Consider the following 20,323-nt stretch of genomic DNA (forward strand, 5'->3'; position numbering starts at 1 on the left):
CCGCTATCGCAGGCAAGCCAGCTCCCACAGTTACTGCGCTGGAGCTTGGGGTTTGTGGTGTTGGTGATCGCGCTGTTGTGGCTGGCCGACCGCATCTGGCCGCTGCCGCTCCCTCAGGATGACCTCGCACGCGTCGTCCTCGCCGAAGACGGCACGCCCTTGTGGCGCTTCGCCGATGCCAACGGCGTCTGGCGCTACCCGGTGCACACCAGTGAAGTCTCGCCGTATTACCTCGATGCGCTGCTCACCTACGAAGACCGCTGGTTCTACTCGCACCCCGGCGTAAACCCGTTGGCCCTGGCGCGCGCAACCTGGCAGAACCTCACGGGCGCGCGGGTGGTGTCCGGTGGCAGCACCTTGTCGATGCAGGTCGCCCGCTTGCTCGACCCGCACTCACGCACCTTCCATGGCAAGCTGCGCCAGTTATGGCGTACGGCGCAGTTGGAATGGCACCTGTCCAAGGATGAAATCCTCAACCTCTACCTCAACCGCGCGCCGTTTGGCGGCACCCTGCAAGGCGTGGCAGCGGCCAGTTGGGCGTACCTGGGCAAGTCCCCAGCCCAACTGACCCACGCCGAAGCCGCGTTGCTCGCCGTATTGCCCCAGGCCCCCAGCCGCCTGCGCCCCGACCGCCACCCGCAGCGCGCCCAACAGGCCCGCGACAAAGTGCTGCGCCGCCTCGCCGAGTTCCAGGTATGGCCGCAAGCCGCCGTCGATGAAGCCCTGGAAGAACCGCTGCTGCTCGCCCCGCGCCTGGAACCGAGCCTGGCGCCCTTGCTCGCGCGCCGCCTGAACCGCCCCGACAGCCCGCCGCTGATCCGCACCACCCTCGACGCCACCTTGCAGCGGCGTCTCGAAGACCTGCTGCTGGGCTGGCGCGCACGCCTGCCGGAGCACACCTCTGCGGCCATCCTGGTGGTGGAAGAAGAAAGCATGGCCGTGCGCGCCTACCTCGGCTCGGTGGATATCAACGACGCCAAGCGCTTTGGCCATGTGGACATGATCAGCGCGTTGCGTTCGCCGGGCTCGACATTGAAACCGTTCCTCTACGGCATGGCGCTGGACGACGGGCTGATCCACTCCGAATCCCTGCTGCAAGACGTACCCCGGCGCTACGGCGATTACCGGCCGGGCAACTTTTCCATGGGCTTTACCGGCGCGGTGCCGGCGAGTACGGCGCTGTCCAGTTCACTCAACTTGCCGGCGGTGCAGTTGCTGGAAGCGTATGGGCCCAAGCGTTTCGCGGCGCAGATGCGCATCGGCGGCGTGCCCCTGGCGTTGCCCGCGTTGGCCGAGCCGAACCTGGCCTTGATCCTCGGCGGCGCGGGCAGTCGCCTGGAAGATTTGGTCAGCGGCTACAGTGCCTTCGCCCGCGACGGCAAGAGCGCGACGATCCGCTTGCAGCCGGATGACGTGCTCAGGGAACGCCCGATGTTATCCCCAGGCGCCGCGTGGATTGTGCGGCGTATCCTCAGTGGCCAGGCGCGGCCCGACCGCGACCCGCGTGCCGAGCTGGTACAGCGCCCGGTGCTCGCCTGGAAAACCGGCACCAGCTACGGCTTTCGCGATGCCTGGGCGATTGGCGTGGGCCCGCGTTATTTGATCGGCGTGTGGATCGGCCGCCCCGACGGCACGCCGGTGCCCGGCCAGTTTGGCCTCGCTTCGGCGGCGCCATTGATGTTGCAGGTGCATGACGTGCTGACCAACCGCGACAGCCAGCGCGGCATCAGCGCGCCCGTCCGACCGGTGCCGGCGAATGTGGGCGTGGCAGCGATCTGTTGGCCGTTGGGCCAGCCGATGAATCGCAGCGATCCCAATTGCCGCCGCCAGCGCTTCGCCTGGACGCTGGACAACACCACGCCGCCGACCTTGCAGGCGTTGGATCAACCGTTGAGCGTGGGCTTGGTGGAGAGCGTCTGGGTGAACGCCAAGGGCCTGCGGGTGGACGCCCGTTGCGCGGGGGCAGAGCTGAAAAACATTGCCCTGTGGCCTGCGCCCTTGGAACCGTGGTTGCCGCGCATCGAGCGCCGCGAAGCACGCATCCCGGCCGCCGATCCCGATTGCCCGCCACCGGCATTGGCGGCGTCTTCACCGCTGTCGATAGTCGGTGTGCGTGAAGGGGATCAACTGCGTCTGCCGGCCGCCAGCCAACAGGCGCTGCGCCTGAAGATCTCGGCGTTGGGCGGCAGTGGACGGCGCTGGTGGTTTCTCAATGGCGAGCCGTTGGGGGATAGTGCCAACCAGGACTTTATCAATGCCAGTTTCGAGCGGCTGGGGCGCTATCAATTGAGTGTGCTGGATGAGGCGGGGCAGACGGCCCGGCTTGAGTTCAGCGTCGTCGATTAGAGCGCTATCGCAGGCAAGCCAGCTCCCACATTTTGATCTGTGAACACCTTCAAGTGTGGGAGCGGGCTTGCCCGCGATGGCGGCCCAAAGGTTCACTTGCCTTCACGGCCAAACCCCCCGAAGCTACACACCTTCAGGAGCCCCCGCATGAACCTCGAACACCTCACCGAACGCCTGCACCGCATCCGCGATAACAACGACTGGAAGCAGTTCCACAGCCCGAAAAACCTGGCCATGGCCGCCAGCGTGGAAATGGCCGAGCTGGTGGAAATCTTCCAATGGCTCAGCGAAGACCAATCCCGCCAGCTCCCCGCTGAAAAGCTCGCCCATGCTGGGCAGGAAGTCGGCGATATCGTCTTGTACCTGTTGTTGCTGTGCAGCGAGTTGGGCCTGGACATGAACGAAGTGGTGCGCGCCAAACTGGCCGACAGCGAACGGCGGTTTGCCCATGACTGATCGCCACTTTGACCAACTGGCCACGCGCTTCGCCGAGAAGATCTACGGCGGCGCCAAAGGGGCCATCCGCCTGGCCGTGCTCCAGGCCGACCTGACCGAAGCACTGCCCCAGCGCCCATTGCGCGTGCTGGATATCGGCGCGGGCCTGGGCCATATGTCGCTGTGGCTGGCCGAGCAAGGCCATCAGGTGACCCTGGCCGAACCCGCCGAACCGATGCTCGACGGCGCGCGCCAACGCTTCGCCGATGCCGGGCAGACCGCGACCTTTATCCATGCGCCCTGGCAAGAGTTACTCGGCCAACTTACCGAGCCCTACGACCTGGTGCTGTGCCACGCCGTGCTGGAATGGCTGGCCGAGCCCCATGCGATCCTGCCGGTGCTGCACCAACTCACGGTGCCCGGTGGTTGGTTGTCGTTGGCGTTCTACAACCGCGATGCGTTGATCTATCGCAACCTGCTCAAAGGCCACTTCCGCAAGATGCGCAAGAACGACATGGCCGGCGAAAAGCAGAGCCTCACCCCGCAACAGCCCCTCGACCCGCGTGAGCTGGCGGCGCAACTCGATGGCCTTTGGCAGGTCGAAAGCCAAAGCGGCGTGCGGGTCTTCCACGACTACATGCCGGTGGAGTTCCAGGCCCGCGCGAACCTACAGGACTTGTTGGAGATGGAACTCGCTCACCGTCGTCACCCAAGCTTTGCCGGACTTGGGCGTTATTTGCACTGGATCTGCCGTCCGGTTTAAGCGGCCCAGTCTGCGGAGGTCGAAATGCGTCGTCTCTGTTTGATCCTGTTGTCCCTCGGTCTGGGCGCGTGTTCCAGCCCCAACCCTTACGTCGCCGCGTCGGCGCCGATGCCGCCCGCGCCCGCGCAGGCGGCCAACACCTTTGATGCCAGTGCCTACCCGGCGCCGGTGCGTGACTACGGTGCCTATCGCAGTTGGGCCTGGCGCAACGGTCAGCTCCCGCCCGGCACGGCCTGGGCCGATTCGGCGCAGATTGCCGAAGCGGTCAACGGTGCCCTCGACCAGCGCGGCTTGCGCCCGCAGCGCGCCAACCAGCCCGCCGACCTGCTGGTCAGCGCCGACGTGCGCCTGGAGAAGCGCCTCAAGCAAGTCCAGGATGACTACGGCTACGGATACGGCGGCTACAACCGTTATGGCAATGGCTACGGCATGTACAACTCGGTACCCATCGTGCGCACCTATGAAGTGACGGTGGCGGTGGTGCGGGTCAACCTGTTCGATGCACGCAGCGGCCAGCCGGTCTGGAGCACCAGCGCAGAAACCGCCAGCCAGGGCAGCCTCAGCGAACGCGCCGAGGCCTTGCGCAAGGCCGTGCAAAAAGCGCTGAGCGCCTATCCGCCGAGTTAAGCGCTATTCTCATTCCAGGCTCAGGTCGTACTTTGGAGAACAACCATGTTTCGTCGTATCGCAACGCTCGCATTTTTAGTGCTGCTGGGCGGTTGCCAGAGCAATCAGGTCAACCACGATTTTGACGCCAGCCGCGACTTCGGCGCCTACCGCAATTGGGCCTGGAAAGACCCGGCCCTGCAATACCGCCCGGATGATCCGCGGATCAAGAGTGACCTCACCGAACAACGCATCCGCCAGGCCGTGGGCGAGCAACTCGACCAACGCGGCCTGCGCCCGGCGGCGCCAGGCACCAAGGCGGACCTGAACGTGCAGGCCTACCTGATCGTCGAAGACCGCCAGCAGCAAGTCACCACCAACTACGGCGGCGCCTGGGGCGGGCCGTGGAATGGCTACTGGGGCGCGCCGATGTACAACGAAACGCGCAACATCACCTACAAGGTGGCGACCATCCAGATCGACCTGCTGGACGGCAAGGACGGCAAACTGGTGTGGCGCGGCAGTGACGAACAGATGATGGCCAGCACGCCGAATCCGCAGGATCGCAGCAGTGCGATCCGCACTACGGTGGCTAAAATTCTCTCGAACTACCCGCCGCACTAAGAAACACCGCAATCCCCTGTGGGAGCGGGCTTGCCCGCGATAGCGGTCTGTCAGTCAAGGATGCATCAACTGACAGATAGCTATCGCAGGCAAGCCAGCTCCCACATTTAGTCTTGTGCCAGGCCCAAATCTCCGTCAGTCGCCAATGTGGCGACTGGCCAGCGCACCTGCCAAGCCTTGTCTACACTCCACTGCACCTACGGAGAGTAAGCGCTAAAGGAGTGCTCGATGTCTCCCCGACTTCGTTCCAGGCAGCGTGGTGCGATTGGCTTGACGGCGGCCCTGACCCTCGGGCTGGCGTTGGTCTTCCTGTTGTTGGTCATCGACAGCGGGCGCTTGTATCTGGAGAAGCGCAAGTTGCAAGGCATTGCCGATATGGCCGCCCTGGAAGCGGTGCAGCGTAACGGCAATTGCCTCCCCGCCACCAACACCGCGCCGGTCTATGCGGGCGCCAGCGCCACGCGCAACGGCTATGTGATCCCCCCCGGCAATGCCCTGAACGTAAACTGCGGCACGCTGACCACCAACGCCAGCAATCTGCGCGTGTTCAGTGCCGATGCGACCAAGACCGACGCCATCCAGGTGATCGCCTCGCGCCCGGTGCTGACCAGTGTCGCCGGGGGCGTGTGGTCGCTGTTCAATGGCAATGCCTACAACCTGATGACCCAGTTGACGGCCAAGGCGGTCGCCGCGCCGAAGATCCTGCCGCCGCAGGCGCAGTTGACGATCAAAACAACAGTGGCGACGGTTAATAGCACCAACTCGCCCGCCCTTGACCTGCTGTTTGGCAAGTTGCTGGGCGGCAACCTGTCGCTGGGCCTGGTGGGCTATCAAGGCCTGGCGGACAGCGATATCAACCTGCTCAGCTACCTGAACCAGCTGGCGCTGAACGTGAACGTGCAGGCGGGCAATTACGATGAATTGTTGGCCAAGAACCTCAAGATCGGCCAATTGATCGACGCCGCCGTCACGGTATTGCAGGCCGGTGGGGGGACGGCTTCGGTGGCGGCGACGACGGCGCTGGGCCAGATCAAGGCATTGGTGGGGCCCGCCGACGTGACCTTGGGCACCCTCTTGCAATTGCAGGCCGGGGCGGTGTCTTCGGGGCTCAACACCACGGTGAATGCGTTCCAGCTGGCGCAAGCCTTTGTGCAGTTGGCCAACAAGACCAACGGCGTGGTGGCCGAGATACCGGTGACGATCCCGGGGGTCACTGCCAACCTCAAGGTCAAAGTCATTCAGCCACCGCAGTTGTCATCGATTGGCGACCCCACGTACGCCAAGAATAAAACCGATGCGGCCACGCGCATTTATGTGCGCACGGCGCAGGTCAGTGTGGGCCTGACGGTGACCTTGCCGCTGCTCGCAACACCGTTGGTCAACACGGCCTTGAATGGCTTGGTCAGCCCGCTTTCCGACGTGCTGAACAATTTGCTCAGCCTGAACCTCGCCGGGACGCTCAGTTCAGTGTTCTGCGCGATTGGCGGTACCCCTTGCCAGAGCACTGACTTGCGGCTGCTGTCTTCCGCTACCAACCCGTCGGTGCCCAGTGTGGATGTGATCCTCGAACTGGGCGGCGCGGAAAGCTATGTCACCGGCTTCACCTGCGCCAGTGACGCGACCAAAACCCTGACCACCCAAACCAACGCCTCGGTGGTGACCATCAAGGTCGGCCAGAGCCCGACGCTGAGCGATTCGCTAGGCGCGAGCCCGCCCTTGGATCCGGTGCCGCCGCTGCCGGTGATCGACATCGGTGCGATTACCTGCCTCAAACCGCTGCTCGGGCTCGGCCCAACCACCTGTGATCCAGCCTCCCGCAAGCCGTTTTATGGCGGCGGCATAGGCGTGACCATCGACCCTGCCGTGGGCACGCAGACTGCTTCCGGCGCCACCTACACCTTCCCCCAGCCACCGGAGATCAAGCAGCCATCGCTGTATCATTCGCTATCGACCACCAACCTGGTGGCTTCCGTCGGCACCGCGTTGAAAACCGGGCTGAAGTTCCAGGTCTACCAACCCACAGGGTTCAACCTGTTGGGCTCGCTGTTGGTCACCAGCGGCACGTTGCTCAATAACTTGACGTCCACACTGGGCGGCGTAATTGGCAACGTGCTCAGTCCGATTGTCGATCCGCTGGTCAATGGCTTGCTCTCGACCTTGGGCATCAACTTGAACCAGGTCGAAGTCGGCGCCAACCTCAGTTGCAGGCCCCACGGCCAGGCGGCGTTGGTGAACTAGGCCAGCGGCAGCTCCACGCAGAACTGCGCGCCGTGCTCGCCGTTGCCGACGCTCAGACGTCCGCCCATGTTCTCCACAATGCCGTAGCTCACCGACAAGCCGAGGCCGGTGCCCACGCCGATGGGCTTGGTGGTGAAGAACGGTTCGAAGATCCGCTCCAGCAAACGCGGGTCGATGCCGCCCCCGTTGTCTTCGACCCAGATGCGCACGTGGCTGGCGTCATGTTCGCTGTGCACGGCGATCCAGGGGTGCAGGTCCGGCTGTTTTTCCCGCTGGCCGAGCAACGCGTCGCGGGCGTTGACCATCAGGTTGATCAGCACTTGCTCCAGCTGATCGACGTAACCTTTGACCTGCACCGTGAAGTCCGCCGGGGTCAGGCGCACCTCCACGCCCTTGCCGCGCAGGCCCTCGCTGAGCAGGGACAGGGTGCCTTCCACCGCCTGTGCCGGGTCGAAGGGTTGCTGCTCGATTTCCGAGCGCCGGCCGAACACGCGCATATGGTCCACCACCCGTGCGGCACGTTGTACCTGGGTGTCGATGCGCTGGAGTTTTTCGCTCAGGTAGTCGATCTGCACTTCGCCGCTGCTCAGGCGCTTGAGCACATTGGCGATGGCCATGCGCATCACGTTCAGCGGCTGGTTGATCTCGTGGGCCAGGCCCGTGGCCATTTCGCCCAGCGTGGCCATTTTCGCGCTTTGCGTCAGTTGTTGCTGGGAGCGGCGCACTTCGGTGTTGTCGCGGCCCACGGCCTGCACTTCGACCAGCGCGCCGTGCTCATCGAAGACGCCACGGTCTGACCACACCCACCAGGCATGCGCACGCCCCGGCAGTTGCAGGCTGATTTCGGCGGTGCTCACCGGGTATTCCGGGGTCAGTTGGCCGATGCGCTGTACGAAGCTGGTGCGTTGCTCATCCGACAGCCAGTCCGCCAGGTTCAGCCCCGGCAATTGCTCGGGTTGGCACTCCAGGTAATTGGCCAGCGGCGTGTTGCCGAAGGTCAGGGTCAGGTCGGGGCGGTAGCGGCAAATCATCGCCGGCGAGTCTTCCACGAGGATGCGGTAGCGCTCTTCACTTTGCTTGACCTGCTCGGCGGCCAGGGTCGCCTCGGTGACGTCCAGCCACAGGCCCACGGCTTCCACCGGCAGGCCGAGATCGTCGCGCAGCAACTTGGCCTCGTCGAGCAGCCAGTGATAGTTGCCGAGTTTGTCCTGGACCCGATAGCGGCTGCGCACGCTGCCTTCGCGCAGCAATTGGCGGGTGCGTTCGAAGTACAGGTCGCGGTCGTCGGGGTGCAGCCATTCGATCAGGCTGGCCGCGGTGCATTCGGCCAGGGTGCGACCGAGCAAGGGCCGCAGGCTGTCGCTGAAAAACAGCGGTTGCAGGGTGCCTTCGACATAGCGCTGCACGTAGATGATCGCGGGGGCGCTGGCGATCAGGTTGTCCAGCCGCGCATGGGCGGCAGCGGCTTGTTGCTGCTGGTTCTTGATGTCGCTGATGTCCAGCATGAAGCCGATCAGCCGGCGGTTGTTGCCCACGCCCAGCGCCTGGCCCTGCACGCGATACCACACGGGGTTTTGCGCCGCGTCGAGGCGGTGCAGGCGCACGCTGGTGGACAGCGGTTTGCTCAGGGTCTGCAAGTCTTGCAGGCGGCTGGCGAGTTCCTGGCGGTCGGCGGGGTGGAACAGCAGCAGCCAGTCGGCCACGGCCAGGCGTGTGGCCGGGGCGTCAGGGTCGAGGTGGTGCTGCAGTTGCGGCGCCAGTTGGATGTCTTCGCTGTGGTTGGGCAGCTCCCACCAACCGGTGCCGAGCAGGCCTTGCAGGGCCTCCAGGCGATCGAGCTGTTGTTGGTGGCGCTGCTCGCGCAGGCGGCTGAGCAGGGGCGCGGCGAGGGCGGCGGCGAGTTGCAGCCAGTCCCGCGCAAAGGCGTCCTCGGTCTGGAAGAAACCGCACAGCAGCCACGCGGCGACGCCGTGATCATCGCGATAGGGCACCAGGAAACCTTCGGCATTGCCGAATATTCCTTGCAGGCGCGGATGCTCGCTGTGGCCATGGTTGCGGGTCAGGTGCACAGGGGCGGTGCCACCAAGGCTATCCAGGGCGCCGCCGAGGAGCTGGCCGTCGCGCCACAGCAGCGGGGCGTCAAAGGCGCGGTACTGGCTGTGGACCTGCCAGCCCTGGTCCTGTTCGTCGAGCAGGGCGATGGCGACGCAGGGCACCTTGAAGTGTTGGGCGATGCTGTGCAGATTCTCCTGCACCACCTCTGGCAGGCGGGCCAGGCTGCACACCCGCAGGCGTTCGCTGATCTGCGCGCTGAGCAACTGGTGGCGTTCGCGGGTGTCGGCGTGCTGGCGGTGGGCGAGCAAGTCGCCGATATCCAACAGCTGCAAGCGCCAGCCATCGCCTTGGGGTTGCAGCCAGCCACGGGTGTGCAGGGGGCTGGCGGCAAACCCTTGGAAGTCGAGGTCGAGGATCTGCCCCTGCCAGTCGGCGGGGCTGCCTTCGATGACTACGGCACTGTGGGCACACAGGTAGTCCAGCAACGGTACAGGTTGTTGCGTGGTGGTGTGTTTGACCAGGCGATGGCGCAGGGCGCCGTGGATGTGCAGGACACGGCCAAGGGCGTCCAGGTCGATCTGCAAGCCGGCGCTGGCGGGCACCAGGGCTGGTGCTACATGAACCTCGGGCGGGCGGCCGAGGAGGCGATCGAAGAACTTTTCCCCCGAGGTCAAAATTGCAGGCTCGCTTGGGCTGTGAGTGTGGTTGGCAGGTTGGGCACGGTGCCAAAGCCCGGCAGCACAAGGAACGGCAACACGCTTTTGAGGTTCGCGGAGGGGTAGTTGATCTGTACGGTCAGCAAGTTGGCCGTGAAGCTCGTGGTGATGTAGGCCGGCACGAACTTGAACGCGGGCGGCAGCCACTGCAATTGGGCCTGGGCGCCCGCCACGGCACGGGCCTGGACGGCGGCGGCGTAGCCGGGGGTGGTGGGGTCCAGGGCGACGCTGCGCCGTACGCCTTCGGCCGTAGCCTGGTTGAACGACTGCAACAGCAGTAACGGCAGGCTATAGCTGACCAGGCCATAGAACACGGCGAAAAAGATCATGAACACCAGCGCGAACTCAATCGCGGCGGCACCTTTCTGTTTTCTAGGGAGGCCCTTTCTCATGACTGCGTCTACCCTGACTACCACTACCTGATATCAGCATAGAATCATTCAGCAAAAAGGGATTTTTTTTACGTGATTCAAAGCCTCTTTCTGTTTGCCTGGCTGGCGCTGTGCGCCGCGCAAGATATCCGCCAACGGCAGATCGCCAACGCCCTGACGCTCGGTGCCTTCCTGCTGGCCCTGGTTTACCTGCTGTGGAGCGGCACCACCTGGCTGGGCGCCACGCCGGCCGAGGGCGGCTGGGCATTTGCCCTGGCCGTGCTGTTCACCTTGCCCGGTTACGCGCTGGGGCGCCTTGGCGCTGCGGACGTAAAGCTGCTGGCGGCCCTGGCGCTGGCGACCAATTGCGCGTACTTGCTGGGCACCTTTATCGGTGCCGGACTGGCCAGTGCCACCTGGTTGCTGCTGGCGCCAAAATTATGGCCGCTGATGAATCAAGGGCTTAGAAATACCCTTCACTACCTGGGACCCGATCAGTCAAAAAAACAACCGTTCGCGCCGTTTTTACTGGTCGGATTCACCCTCGCGTGGTTTTGGATCCCTTTAGTCGCGGCGTAGGCTATCGCTATGTACATAGTAGGAAAGTGCGTCTACGTTTATAGCTACAGTGTGCGAAATAGACGCTGTTGGCACGGATTGATCAGACTTTGGCTTGCCCAGGCATGGAGTAGCGCGTGAACAAGCTTACCCCGCAAATGAAAGTGCTCGTGGTCGACGATCATCCCTTGATCGTGGAAGAGTTGTGCGAATTCCTCGAAAGCAGCGGTTACCGTTGCGTGCCATGCCATTCCAGCCCGCAAGCCGTTGCGCGGTTTCGTGAAGACGTCGAGATCGGCCTGGTGCTGTGCGATCTGCACATGCCGGACATGGACGGCATCGAACTGGTCCAGGAGCTGCAACGCATCGCCGGCAAACAGCGCGCCTTCGAGGCGATCATGCTGACCGGTCGCGCCGACAAACAGGATGTGATCAAGGCGTTGCGTGCCGGGATTGCCGATTACTATCAAAAGCCGATCAATCTCGACGAACTGCTTGAAGGCCTGCAACGCCAGGAGACGGCGCTGCGTGAGCGGCAAAAGGGGGTGGAACTGGGGCAACTGAATCAGAAGCTGCAGTTTCTGTCGGCCTCGATCGATGACCTGTACCACGACCTCGACAAAGTGCGCAGCAGCCCGCAGCAAGCCGGTCGCGATGCGCCGGATGATCTGGCGGACGCCGACAGCAGTGAAATGCCGGCCATCTTCAAACAGCTGTCCCCCCGCCAATTGGATGTGGCGCGCCTGGTCGGCAAGGGCCAGACCAACTATCAGATCGCCTGTGAGCTGGGCATCACCGAGAACACGGTGAAACTCTACGTGTCCCAGGTGCTGCGCCTGACCCATATGCATAACCGCACCCAACTGGCGCTGGCGCTGTCGCCGAGCAACTCGGCGATCCGCCAGCGCGTCACCGCCCACTAGTTACTGCCGCTTGGCGCAGTGCCACCCTGTTTCTGGTCGAAGTACTCGGGAATGGGGTGTTTGTAACTTTCAATCAAACGCTGCATGGCCTGCTCGCGCTCAGCCGGCGAGGCCTTTTGCGGCGTGGACGTCGCCAACTGCCCTTTGATCTGCATTTGCAGCCAGCCTTCGGTCTGCCTCTGGTACACCGATGACGGCCCGGGCTCGATCGCCAGCGCGGTCAGGGGCAGGGTGGCCAACAGCAGGTGGGCGAGGGGTTTGAGTTTCATTGGGACACTCCCTTATTTGACGGTCGCCACTTGACCCTTGGCGCGGGTTGCAGAGCCCTTGAGCTGCTCGGCGCGGGCCTGGGCCTGGTTGAACTGCTCGGGGCTCAAGTTGAAGCGGCTGACGAACTGCGACGCCTGCTTCCAGTTGTTCTGGTAGATCAGCAAGGTGACCATGTTCACCGCCGCCAGCGAGTTGCTCTGGTTGAGCTCCATGGCAGTGAGGAATTCGAAGCGGGCGTCTTCCATGCGCAGCTGATTGAGGTAGACCACCCCCAGGTCGTTGCGGATTTTTTCATCGGTGGGCGACAGCCTGGCGGCCCGTTGCAAGTGCTCCAGGGCTTGGCCGTTATCGCCCCTGGCCACCGCCAGTTGGCCCAGGCCATGTTCGCCCTCGGCGGCCATGCAGGTGCCCAGCAGGCTGCGGTACATCGGCTCGGCCTCGCTGCGGCCGAGCAGCCGGTAAACCTTGGCCTTGCGCAGGCGCACCTGGGGCAGGTTGTCCGTCATGTTTTGCAGGTTGGCCAGGCTGGCGTGCAGCTTGCCGTCATTGGCCATTTCATCGGCGAGGTTCAGCGACAACTCTTGGTCCGAACTGGGCTTGGAGCAACTGCTGGCGCCGGCAAAGCCCGACCAGGGCGTCTGGCCCATGTTCGCGCAACCGCTGATCAACAACACGCTGCAGGCGGCAATCAGTAATTTCATGGTGCGTCCTCTCAAGGCCCCATGGCCTTGGAAATGGCGATAAACCCGGGGCCGGCCAACACAATCAGCAGCGCGGGAAACAGAAAGACCATCATCACGACCGACATCTTGGCCGACATTTTGGAAATGTATTCCTGCATGCGCGTCAGGCGCCGGTCATCCAGCAATTGCTTGAGCGCCTGCAACGACTTCATCGCGCCGCCGCCCTGATACAGCAGCTGTTGCAGGATCGCGCAGGTGTCGCTGAACTCATCCACGCTGAGCATCAGGCTGGTCTTGCTCAGCTCTTCGCCCAGCTCCAGGCCCGAGTCCACCCGTGCCAGCACCAGGCGCAGCTCCGAGGTCAGTACCGGCAGCAACTGCTGGGCTTCGTTGGACATGACCCGCAGGGTTTGCTCCACGGCCATGCCCGACTCGAACAGGATGCGCAGCAGCGGGATAAAGGTCGAAACCTCCTGGGAAATTTGCTCCTGGCGCCGCTTGGCCACGGACGCCAGCACGCGCTTGGGCAGCAGGTAGCCGGTGGCAAGGCCCAGGAACGGCGCGGGCCAGGCATGGGCGACATCCGGGTAAAACAGGCTTTGCAAGAGGAGGGTCAAGCCGAGGAACAGGATCGGCGCGCCCACCTGGCAGGCGGCAAACAGCGAGCGCTGGCTGGCTTTTCGCCAGCCGATGCGGTTGAGCAGGACCTGGGTTTCGTTGTCCAGGCTGATGGTGCGCTGGCCGATCCGCGTGTTGCCCAGTTGGCGCAACAAGTGCCCGACCTTGTCGTTGCGCTGCGTGTCGCCTTGCAGCCGTTGGGTCACCAGGCGTTGCTGGCGGCGTTGGCCGATCAGGTTGACGGCCACCAGGGCGAGTGCAGCGAGAAACAGCGCAACACTGATCAGCACGGCCATCTCAGATGCTCCTCAGCATGCGCCACAGCGCCACACAGCCGATGATCTGCATGCTGAACGCGCCGATCAGCAGCAATTGGCCGCTGCCATCGGCCCACATGCCCACCAGGTAAGTCGGGTTGGTCAGCAGGAAGTAGCCGGCCACGCTCACCGGCAGCAGCGCCAGGACCACGGCGGTGACACGGGTTTCGCCGGTCATGGCGCGCAGTTGGCGCGCGCCCTGGTCACGCTCGCGGATCATCTTGATCAGGTTTTCCAGCAACTCGCTGGCGTTGCCGCCGTAGCGATGGTTGACCTTCAAACCGAGGGCAAACAGGCGCAGTTCATCCTGTTCATACAGCTCGGCGAAATCGTGCGCCGCTTCCGGCAGGCTGACCCCCAGCAACACGTTGCGCTTGATGCGGCCCATGGCGCTCTGCAACGGGTCTTCGCTGGCATCGATGGCGCCGAGCACCGCATCGGCCAGGGTGCGCCCGGACTTGAGGCTGCGCACGGCGTGGTCGAGCAATTGCGGCAGTTGCTCGATCATGCGCCGCAACCGGCGTTGATAACGCAGCGAGATGTAGAAGCGCAGCGCCAGCGGCGGCGTCAGCAGCATCACCAGCAACCCCAGCCAGTCGAAGGCGAGCAGGCCCAGCAGCGCGCCCAGCACCCACAGCGTCAGCCACAGCCCCAGGCGCTCGGTCGGCTTGCCCAGGCCGGCGCGCATGAAGGTACGCTCCAGGCTGGTCAGCACCGGGTTGTGCTCCGGGCTGTCGGGTTGCCCGTGGGCCAGGCGCTCCAGCACGCGGTCGGTCTGCGCCTGACGCACGCCACGGCGCATCAGTTGCAGGCCAAGCAACAGCATGGCCAGGGACATCAGTGCGAGCAGGATCGGAGCGAGCATGGGCGGCGCCTCCTACTGCGGCAGGTGGCTTTCGCGGCGCAGTTTGTCGCCGGCGGGGTTGATGGCTTCGCGCACAAAACCGTAGCCGGTGCGTTTGTCGAGGCGGAACAGGGTGTTGGTGACATACACGTCATCGCGCACGCCCACCACTTCCACCACCTCGGTGACGCAGCGGCGGCCGTCGGGCATGCGCGACAATTGGATGATCACGTCGAGCGCCGCGCAGATCATCTGGCGCAGGGTTTTTTCCGCGACGGTGCGCCCGGTCAGGCCCACCAGGGTCTCCAACCGCAGCAGCGCATCCTGGGCGTTGTTGGCGTGCACGGTACTCATGGAGCCATCGTGGCCGGTGTTCATCGCGGTGAGCACATCGAGCACTTCCACGCCGCGAATCTCGCCGAGGATGATGCGGTCGGGGCGCATCCGCAGGGCGTTGCGGATCAGGTCGCTGGCCTTCACTTCACCGTGCCCTTCGGCATTTGGCGGGCGGGTTTCCAGGCGCACCACGTGGGGGTGGCCCAGTTGCAATTCGGCCACGTCTTCGATGGTGACCAGGCGTTCGTGGGGGTTGATCAGTTGGCTGAGAATGTTCAGCAGCGTGGTTTTACCGGTGCCGGTACCGCCGCTGATGAGGATGTTGCAGCGCTTGCCCACGGCCTCCTGGAAGAACTCGAAGATCGGTTGGTCGATGGTCTGCATGGCCACCAGGTCGCTGCTCTTGAGCATGTCCTTGCGGAATTTACGGATCGACAGGCACGGGCCGTCGAGGGCAATCGGCGGGATGATCGCGTTGATCCGGCTGCCATCGGGCAAGCGCGCATCGACCATCGGCGAGGACTCGTCCAGGCGCCGCCCCAAGGGCGCGAGGATGCGTTGCATGACGCGCTCCACATGGTGGTCGTCGATAAAGCGCAGGTCGCTCTGGTGCAGCAGGCCATCGCGCTCGACGAACACCCGGTGCGGGCCGTTGACCAGGATTTCCGTCACGGAGGCATCGCGCAGCAGCACTTCCAATGGGCCGAAACCGGTGAGTTCGTCGACGATCTCTTCGGCCAGGCGCTCCATCTCGTAGCGGGAAATCGCCAGGTGCATGCGGGTGATGTATTCGTTGACCTTGTCGATCACAAACTGCGCGAGGGACTGGCGGGGCCTTCCAGCAGGTTTTTCCCCGACTCTTCGATGGCGTCGATGATGTAGCGGTGCAGCACCAGCTTGAGGCCGTCGTGATCGGTATTGCCGACCGCACCGCGCGCGCCGGGCACACCGAACAGCTTTTCGCCGCTCACTTGGTGCCCCACAGGCGGGTCAGCCAGTTGGCCGAGGGTTTCTCAAGGCCTTCGGAACGTTTGGCCAGGCGCTCGCCGAGCACCCGCAGGCCTTGGGTCAAGGGTTCGCGCGGGGCCAGGGTGAACAGGCTCTGGCCTTGGTTCTTGGCGTTCAGGCGCAGCTCGGCGGCCAGGGGTAGCACGGCGATGACTTCCAGGCCGAAGGTCTTGCCCAGGGCTTCGGCCTCGGGCGCGGCGCCTTTGATGTAGCGGTCGATGAGCAACCGGCCGTGGTCCAGTTTCATGCCTTTTTCGCGCCAGCGATTGAGCACCGCCAGGTTGCGGCGGCAGTCCAGCACGCTTTGGTCGGTGCACCACAAAAGCTTGTCGCAATGGCTGACAAAGGTGCGCAGGGCTTCGCTGTCCGGTTGGCCGGTGAGGTTCACCACGATGTGCTGGAAGTGCTGGCGCAGGGCGCTGAGCAACATGTACAGCTCGGCGGCGCTGGTGTGCTCCAGGGGCTCGTCGCTGTCGGTGTAGGCGAGGATGCGCAGGCCCGCTTCGGTGGCGGTAAAGGCGCTGTTGATCAGAGTGGCGTCGAGGCGGCGCAGGTGGCGCAAGGCATCGCCGAAGTGAAACGAGCTTTCCAGGCCCAGCAGCGCCAGGCTGTCGCCCCGGGGCAGGCCGAGGTCGAGGACCAGGGTTTGCTGGCCGCTTTTCTGCACCACGTGCGCCAGGTGCCCGGCGAGCATGGCGCCGTCGGTGCCGCATTGGGTGCCATACAGCACGGTGAGGCCGCCCAGGTGGCTGGTGTGGGCCACGGCCGGCAGGCGTTTGCTCAGGCGCCGCACCAGCCCCGCGACTTCGCTGGAGCGCGAGCCGTAGGCGACAAAATCCCTGGCGCCGGCGCGCATGGCGTTGAGCACCAGCTGGTTGTCCATGCCGTCGCCCAACGCGACGATCGCCAGCATCGGCTTGGCCTCCAGGGCGCCTTCGATCAGGGCGCACTGGTGGGTGACGTTTTCGCGGTCGAGGCCGATGAACACCAGGTTGGCGAAGGTCACGTCCACCAAAGCAAGCAGCTCGTCGAGGCTGCCGCTGCCGGCGCTGACCACTTGGCCCAGGGGCGCGAGGGCCCCCTGGAGCCATTCCAGGTCGGTGCTGTTGCGGGTGATTGCCAGGAAGGTCTGGCTCAGGCTTTCGCTCATTGGGAGAGTCCTGTGCGTCGGTCGAAATTGCCGTTTTCGAGGAAGAACAGGCGGTACCAGTTCGGGTCGTAGCTGCGCAGGTTTTCCCCCGGCAGGGACGGCAGTTGTGCATTCGCGGCGAGGGGCTGGACCAGGTGCGGGGTGACGATCATCAGCAGCTCTTTTTCTTCGCGGCTGATGTTGGAGTCACGGAAGAACGCACCGAGGATCGGGATGTCCCCCAGGCCCGGAAACTTGTCGATGGTGGAGCGGTTGTTGGTGCTGATCAGGCCGCTGATCACGAAGCTCTCGCCATCGGCCAGGGACACGCTGGTGTCGGTGCGACGCACGGTCAGCGCGGGCACCCGGATACCCTGGATGGCGACGGCGTTGCTGTAGTCCAGCTCGCTGACCTCCGGCGCAACCTTGAGGCTGATGCGGTTGCGATCGATCACCGTGGGGGTGAGGGTCAAGCGAATGCCGAACTCCTTGTACTCGATGGAAATGGTGTCGCTGCCGGCGCTGGGCACCGGGATCGGCACTTCGCCGCCGGCCAGGAAGGTCGCGCTCTGGCCGCTCAGGGCCACCAGGCTGGGCCGCGCCAGGGTGTAGGCGAAACCGCTGCTTTCCAGGGCGTTGATCATCGCCTTGACGCGGCCGCCGCCAAAGCCGACGTTGAAGTTGTCCGTGCTCACCGGCAGTTTGAACACGCCCTCGGTGGGGGACAGGATGTTCGGGCTGCTGAGGAAGAAGTTGGTGCCGATCCCGAGAAACTTGGTGCTCGCTTCCTTGAGCTTGGTGCGGCTGACTTCGACAAAACGGATATCGGTCTGCACCTGGCTGGGCAGCGACGGATCTTCCGAGGGCGACAGCGACAGGCTGGTCAGCGCCGACGTGGCCTTGCCCTTGACGAACACCATGGTCTGGCGCGGGCTGGGCGAGCAGGCGGTCCAGATCATCAGGCTGGTGGCGCCGGACGAGACGCCGGTCAGCAGGAAGGCCTGGTTGCCGTTGACGTGGACGTCGGCGATTTTCGGGTCGCCGACCGCCAGCCGGGTAATGGCGACCGGGGATTGGATGGCCTGTTGCAGACCTTCACCGACCTCAAGCGTCGCAGGCAACTGCCCCAGGCTGGCGCAATTGCCCGGTGCCGCCTGTGCCGCGCCGACGGGCAGGGCGAGGGTGACCAGGGTGCAGAACACTCGCGAAAACTTCGGCATGGAACGACTGCTCATTCAAGGCATCCTTAGCGCTATCAGGGCGTTTGTTGAGTGACCTGGTTGCCGCGTATCACCTCGACACCCGAGCGACGCGGCGTGCCTTTGGTGGCTGTCGGGTTGAAGTTGCTGATGGGCGGCGTGGTTTGCGCCAGCTGGTTGAACTGGTAGAGGTCGCGCTTGGCGTTGTCGAGATTCTGCGCAGAGTCGGTGTCGCCGGCCCAGTATTGGCTCAGGCGTTGCTCGTCGGCGCTGCGCACGGCCAAGCGCAGGCTGCCGGCCTGCACGGCGAGGACCAGACGCGTCATCAACTGCTCGGGCACGGCCAGCAACACCGTGCGCGCACTGGCACGCCCTTGTTGTTGCTTGGCCTTGTCTTCGGCGGTGACGGCCACCGGCGAGCCGGGCTTGCCGTCGTTGGTCAGGCCCAGTTGATCGCCCACGCCCAGCAGGCGCAGGGCCGGCACGACGGTTTGTGCGGAGGGTTGCGGGTTGCCGTTTTCCGAGCGCAGGTACAGCATCACATCCACATAGTCGCCGGGGTTCAATTGGCCACCGGCGCCGGTGACTTCATCCACCGCGACCGCCAGTGCGCGCTCGTCGGCGCGGATCATGCGCGACAGGTTGCCGCCGGCGCTGAAGCTTTCTTCGGTCAGCCAGGTGCCGGCTTGCAGGGCGCGCCATGGCGTGCGGCCGACCGCCTGGTCCAGTGCGGTCAGGCTGCCGGCGGGAGCTGTCTTGAGTTTTTCCAGCGTCAGGTCGGCGGCGGTGAGGGCGACGTAGGGCGGCACGTCATGGGCCAGCACGACCACGGGTTGGCGGGTCGGGTCTTCGATGGCAGCGACAGGGGCGTTATTAATGACAGGTGGCGCGACGGCGGCAACCGGCTCCGGGCGGCTGAGAACCAGGCCCCAGTACCCGGCAATCAACGCCCCGAGTAGCAGTACCGCGGCCAGAATCATGCTGATACGACTGCTCATGAAGGCTCTCCCTTTCCTACTGGCAGACCTTTCAACGGGTCCATCCAGCGACTACGCAATCAGTTCGTTCTGGGTATTCAACTATTTCGCTATTTGAAGGTAGTCGAGCTAGGACAAAATGCCATTACTGCATGGAAATATTGTGTATCGGCGGGCAAACATTGGGGCTTTGACGCCATTTGGCTGACTACTACTTTGTGATTAGTCGCTTATTACACTTGTTGGGAGTGAATTTGCCGACAATGCTCTAGTGGCATAGCGAGATCATGTTGCAAGCCCGCTACATCCGCGCTCTCAGCGCAAAGGAGAAGTCATATGTTCCTTGATGCCATTCGCAAAGTGTTTGTCAAAATCCAGATTCTGTCTTACGGAAGAGAGGGGGCCTCCGGTATTGAATATGCAATTGTCGCGGCCATGTGTGCGGCGGTGATCGGGCTTTTCATGACGCCGATCAGCACTAAGGTAAAGGCCATTTTCACCTCGATTCAAACAGGTATCGGTACTTGATGCTCTAGCGAGTCGCGTTCTCCTCTTTTGCCGGAGCTCTACATGCACATCGCAGAAAGCATTCGTTTTATCTACGTGAAAGTGTGGGTCATGGTGAGCGCCAGGGACGGCGCCTCCGGCATTGAGTACGCCATTGTGGCGGCGATGTGCGCGGCGGTGATCGGGATCTTCATGACTCCCATAAGTGACCGTGTAAAGGTGCTGTTCAACCTGGTCGAGGCGAGCATCGCATCGACTTGATCAATCCCGCGACACGACTAACCTGAGTGCATCTTAGTGTCAGGATCTTTCGCCATGAGTCCCTCCGTGCCTTCTTCGCGGCAACAACTTCTCCTGGTGGACGACGAAGAGGACGCTCTGATCGAACTTGCCGAATCCCTCTCCAATGAGGGATTTGTGTGTTTTACCGCCACCTCCGTGACCGACGCGCTACAGGAACTGACCCTCAACCCGGATATCGCGCTGATCATCACCGACCTGCGCATGCCCGAAGAAAGCGGCATCTCCCTGATCAAGCGCCTGCGCGAACACACGTCTCGCCAGCACCTGCCGGTGATCGTGATGTCGGGCCACGCCGAGATGGATGACGTCAGCGACATGCTGCGTTTGCAGGTGTTGGACCTGTTTCGCAAGCCGATCTACCTGGTGCGGTTGATCGATACCCTCAACAGCTTGTTTCCCCTGCAGAAGCGCCAGTTCTAGCAGCCAGTTGGGTTCAGTGTGGGAGCTGGCTTGCCTGCGATGGCGGTGGAGCAGCCAGCACTTGTACTGACTGACAC

At 63.8% G+C, this 20,323-nt stretch carries 20 protein-coding genes and 1 pseudogene; 11 read left to right on the top strand and 10 right to left on the bottom strand.

What is annotated here, in order from left to right; translation table 11 throughout:
- The first annotated feature begins 33 nt into the window (after window positions 1-33).
- The 6 genes from pbpC to B348_RS0117040 all read left to right on the top strand — a co-directional run bounded on the left by pbpC (window position 34) and on the right by B348_RS0117040 (window position 7,012).
- Window positions 34-2,346: a peptidoglycan glycosyltransferase PbpC gene (pbpC, locus tag B348_RS0117015; RefSeq protein WP_032864939.1), complete on the top strand. Its 2,313-nt coding sequence runs from the start codon at window positions 34-36 to the stop codon at window positions 2,344-2,346.
- A gap of 147 nt (window positions 2,347-2,493) precedes the next feature.
- Complete coding sequence (locus B348_RS0117020) at window positions 2,494-2,802, top strand: MazG-like family protein (RefSeq protein WP_017737274.1); 309 nt, start codon at window positions 2,494-2,496, stop codon at window positions 2,800-2,802.
- Window positions 2,795-3,544, top strand: coding sequence for a methyltransferase (locus tag B348_RS0117025; protein ID WP_017737275.1), 750 nt, complete (start codon window positions 2,795-2,797; stop codon window positions 3,542-3,544). Before B348_RS0117020 ends, B348_RS0117025 begins: the two co-directional genes overlap by 8 nt.
- 24 nt (window positions 3,545-3,568) lie before the next feature.
- Window positions 3,569-4,171 carry a DUF4136 domain-containing protein gene (locus B348_RS0117030; protein ID WP_017737276.1) on the top strand — a complete coding sequence of 201 codons (603 nt, stop codon included), beginning with the start codon at window positions 3,569-3,571 and terminating at the stop codon, window positions 4,169-4,171.
- A gap of 45 nt (window positions 4,172-4,216) precedes the next feature.
- Window positions 4,217-4,774 (top strand): DUF4136 domain-containing protein, encoded by a 558-nt coding sequence (locus B348_RS0117035; protein WP_017737277.1) that lies wholly within the window; start codon window positions 4,217-4,219, stop codon window positions 4,772-4,774.
- A 228-nt stretch (window positions 4,775-5,002) separates the two neighbouring features.
- A complete protein-coding gene (locus tag B348_RS0117040) occupies window positions 5,003-7,012 on the top strand; it encodes a pilus assembly protein TadG-related protein (RefSeq protein ID WP_026136843.1) in 2,010 nt (669 codons plus the stop codon).
- Here B348_RS0117040 and B348_RS0117045 read toward each other — a convergent pair.
- On the bottom strand, window positions 7,009-9,741 hold the full coding sequence (locus tag B348_RS0117045) for a PAS domain-containing sensor histidine kinase (protein ID WP_017737279.1): 2,733 nt from the start codon (window positions 9,739-9,741) through the stop codon (window positions 7,009-7,011). The two genes, B348_RS0117040 and B348_RS0117045, sit on opposite strands and share 4 nt — an antisense overlap.
- Window positions 9,738-10,175 carry a TadE/TadG family type IV pilus assembly protein gene (locus B348_RS0117050; RefSeq protein WP_026136844.1) on the bottom strand — a complete coding sequence of 146 codons (438 nt, stop codon included), beginning with the start codon at window positions 10,173-10,175 and terminating at the stop codon, window positions 9,738-9,740. Before B348_RS0117050 ends, B348_RS0117045 begins: the two co-directional genes overlap by 4 nt.
- Before the next feature lie 72 nt (window positions 10,176-10,247).
- Here B348_RS0117050 and B348_RS0117055 point away from each other — a divergent pair, with 72 nt between their 5' ends.
- Both B348_RS0117055 and B348_RS0117060 read left to right on the top strand, forming a co-directional pair.
- On the top strand, window positions 10,248-10,733 hold the full coding sequence (locus tag B348_RS0117055) for a prepilin peptidase (protein WP_017737281.1): 486 nt from the start codon (window positions 10,248-10,250) through the stop codon (window positions 10,731-10,733).
- A gap of 116 nt (window positions 10,734-10,849) precedes the next feature.
- Window positions 10,850-11,635, top strand: coding sequence for a response regulator transcription factor (locus B348_RS0117060; RefSeq protein WP_017737282.1), 786 nt, complete (start codon window positions 10,850-10,852; stop codon window positions 11,633-11,635).
- Here the strand turns inward: B348_RS0117060 and B348_RS0117065 are convergent.
- From B348_RS0117065 to cpaB, 8 genes and pseudogenes are all read right to left on the bottom strand, one after another.
- Window positions 11,632-11,904 carry a DUF3613 domain-containing protein gene (locus B348_RS0117065; RefSeq protein WP_017737283.1) on the bottom strand — a complete coding sequence of 91 codons (273 nt, stop codon included), beginning with the start codon at window positions 11,902-11,904 and terminating at the stop codon, window positions 11,632-11,634. The two genes, B348_RS0117060 and B348_RS0117065, sit on opposite strands and share 4 nt — an antisense overlap.
- A gap of 12 nt (window positions 11,905-11,916) precedes the next feature.
- Window positions 11,917-12,606, bottom strand: a complete 690-nt coding sequence (locus B348_RS0117070) for a lipopolysaccharide assembly protein LapB (protein WP_017737284.1) — start codon at window positions 12,604-12,606, stop codon at window positions 11,917-11,919.
- Window positions 12,607-12,617: 11 nt separating this feature from the next.
- The gene (locus B348_RS0117075) at window positions 12,618-13,502 is read right to left on the bottom strand and encodes a type II secretion system F family protein (protein WP_017737285.1); all 885 of its coding nucleotides are present in this window, start codon (window positions 13,500-13,502) and stop codon (window positions 12,618-12,620) included.
- 1 nt (window position 13,503) lies between these two features.
- A complete protein-coding gene (locus B348_RS0117080; protein ID WP_017737286.1) occupies window positions 13,504-14,388 on the bottom strand; it encodes a type II secretion system F family protein in 885 nt (294 codons plus the stop codon).
- Between the two features lie 12 nt (window positions 14,389-14,400).
- A pseudogene (locus B348_RS01000000130095) lies at window positions 14,401-15,674 on the bottom strand (CpaF family protein).
- Complete coding sequence (locus tag B348_RS0117090; RefSeq protein WP_017737287.1) at window positions 15,671-16,861, bottom strand: protein TadZ; 1,191 nt, start codon at window positions 16,859-16,861, stop codon at window positions 15,671-15,673. The pseudogene B348_RS01000000130095 and the gene B348_RS0117090 overlap by 4 nt, the downstream one beginning before the upstream one ends.
- Entirely contained in the window at window positions 16,858-18,075 is a 1,218-nt protein-coding gene (locus B348_RS0117095) for a type II and III secretion system protein family protein (protein ID WP_017737288.1), read from the bottom strand. Before B348_RS0117095 ends, B348_RS0117090 begins: the two co-directional genes overlap by 4 nt.
- A gap of 20 nt (window positions 18,076-18,095) precedes the next feature.
- A complete protein-coding gene (gene cpaB, locus B348_RS0117100; protein WP_017737289.1) occupies window positions 18,096-19,037 on the bottom strand; it encodes a Flp pilus assembly protein CpaB in 942 nt (313 codons plus the stop codon).
- 315 nt (window positions 19,038-19,352) lie between these two features.
- On the opposite strand from cpaB, the gene B348_RS0117105 reads away from it, so the two are divergent.
- Genes B348_RS0117105 through B348_RS0117115 form a run of 3 tightly spaced genes read left to right on the top strand, consistent with a single transcriptional unit; the run spans window position 19,353 to window position 20,246 of the window.
- On the top strand, window positions 19,353-19,544 hold the full coding sequence (locus B348_RS0117105; protein ID WP_017737290.1) for a Flp family type IVb pilin: 192 nt from the start codon (window positions 19,353-19,355) through the stop codon (window positions 19,542-19,544).
- A 42-nt stretch (window positions 19,545-19,586) separates the two neighbouring features.
- Window positions 19,587-19,784, top strand: coding sequence for a Flp family type IVb pilin (locus tag B348_RS0117110; protein WP_017737291.1), 198 nt, complete (start codon window positions 19,587-19,589; stop codon window positions 19,782-19,784).
- 54 nt (window positions 19,785-19,838) lie between these two features.
- On the top strand, window positions 19,839-20,246 hold the full coding sequence (locus B348_RS0117115; protein ID WP_017737292.1) for a response regulator: 408 nt from the start codon (window positions 19,839-19,841) through the stop codon (window positions 20,244-20,246).
- Window positions 20,247-20,323: the final 77 nt, after the last annotated feature.

Origin of the sequence: Pseudomonas sp. CBZ-4, assembly GCF_000346755.1 — a bacterium.
Classification (GTDB): domain Bacteria; phylum Pseudomonadota; class Gammaproteobacteria; order Pseudomonadales; family Pseudomonadaceae; genus Aquipseudomonas.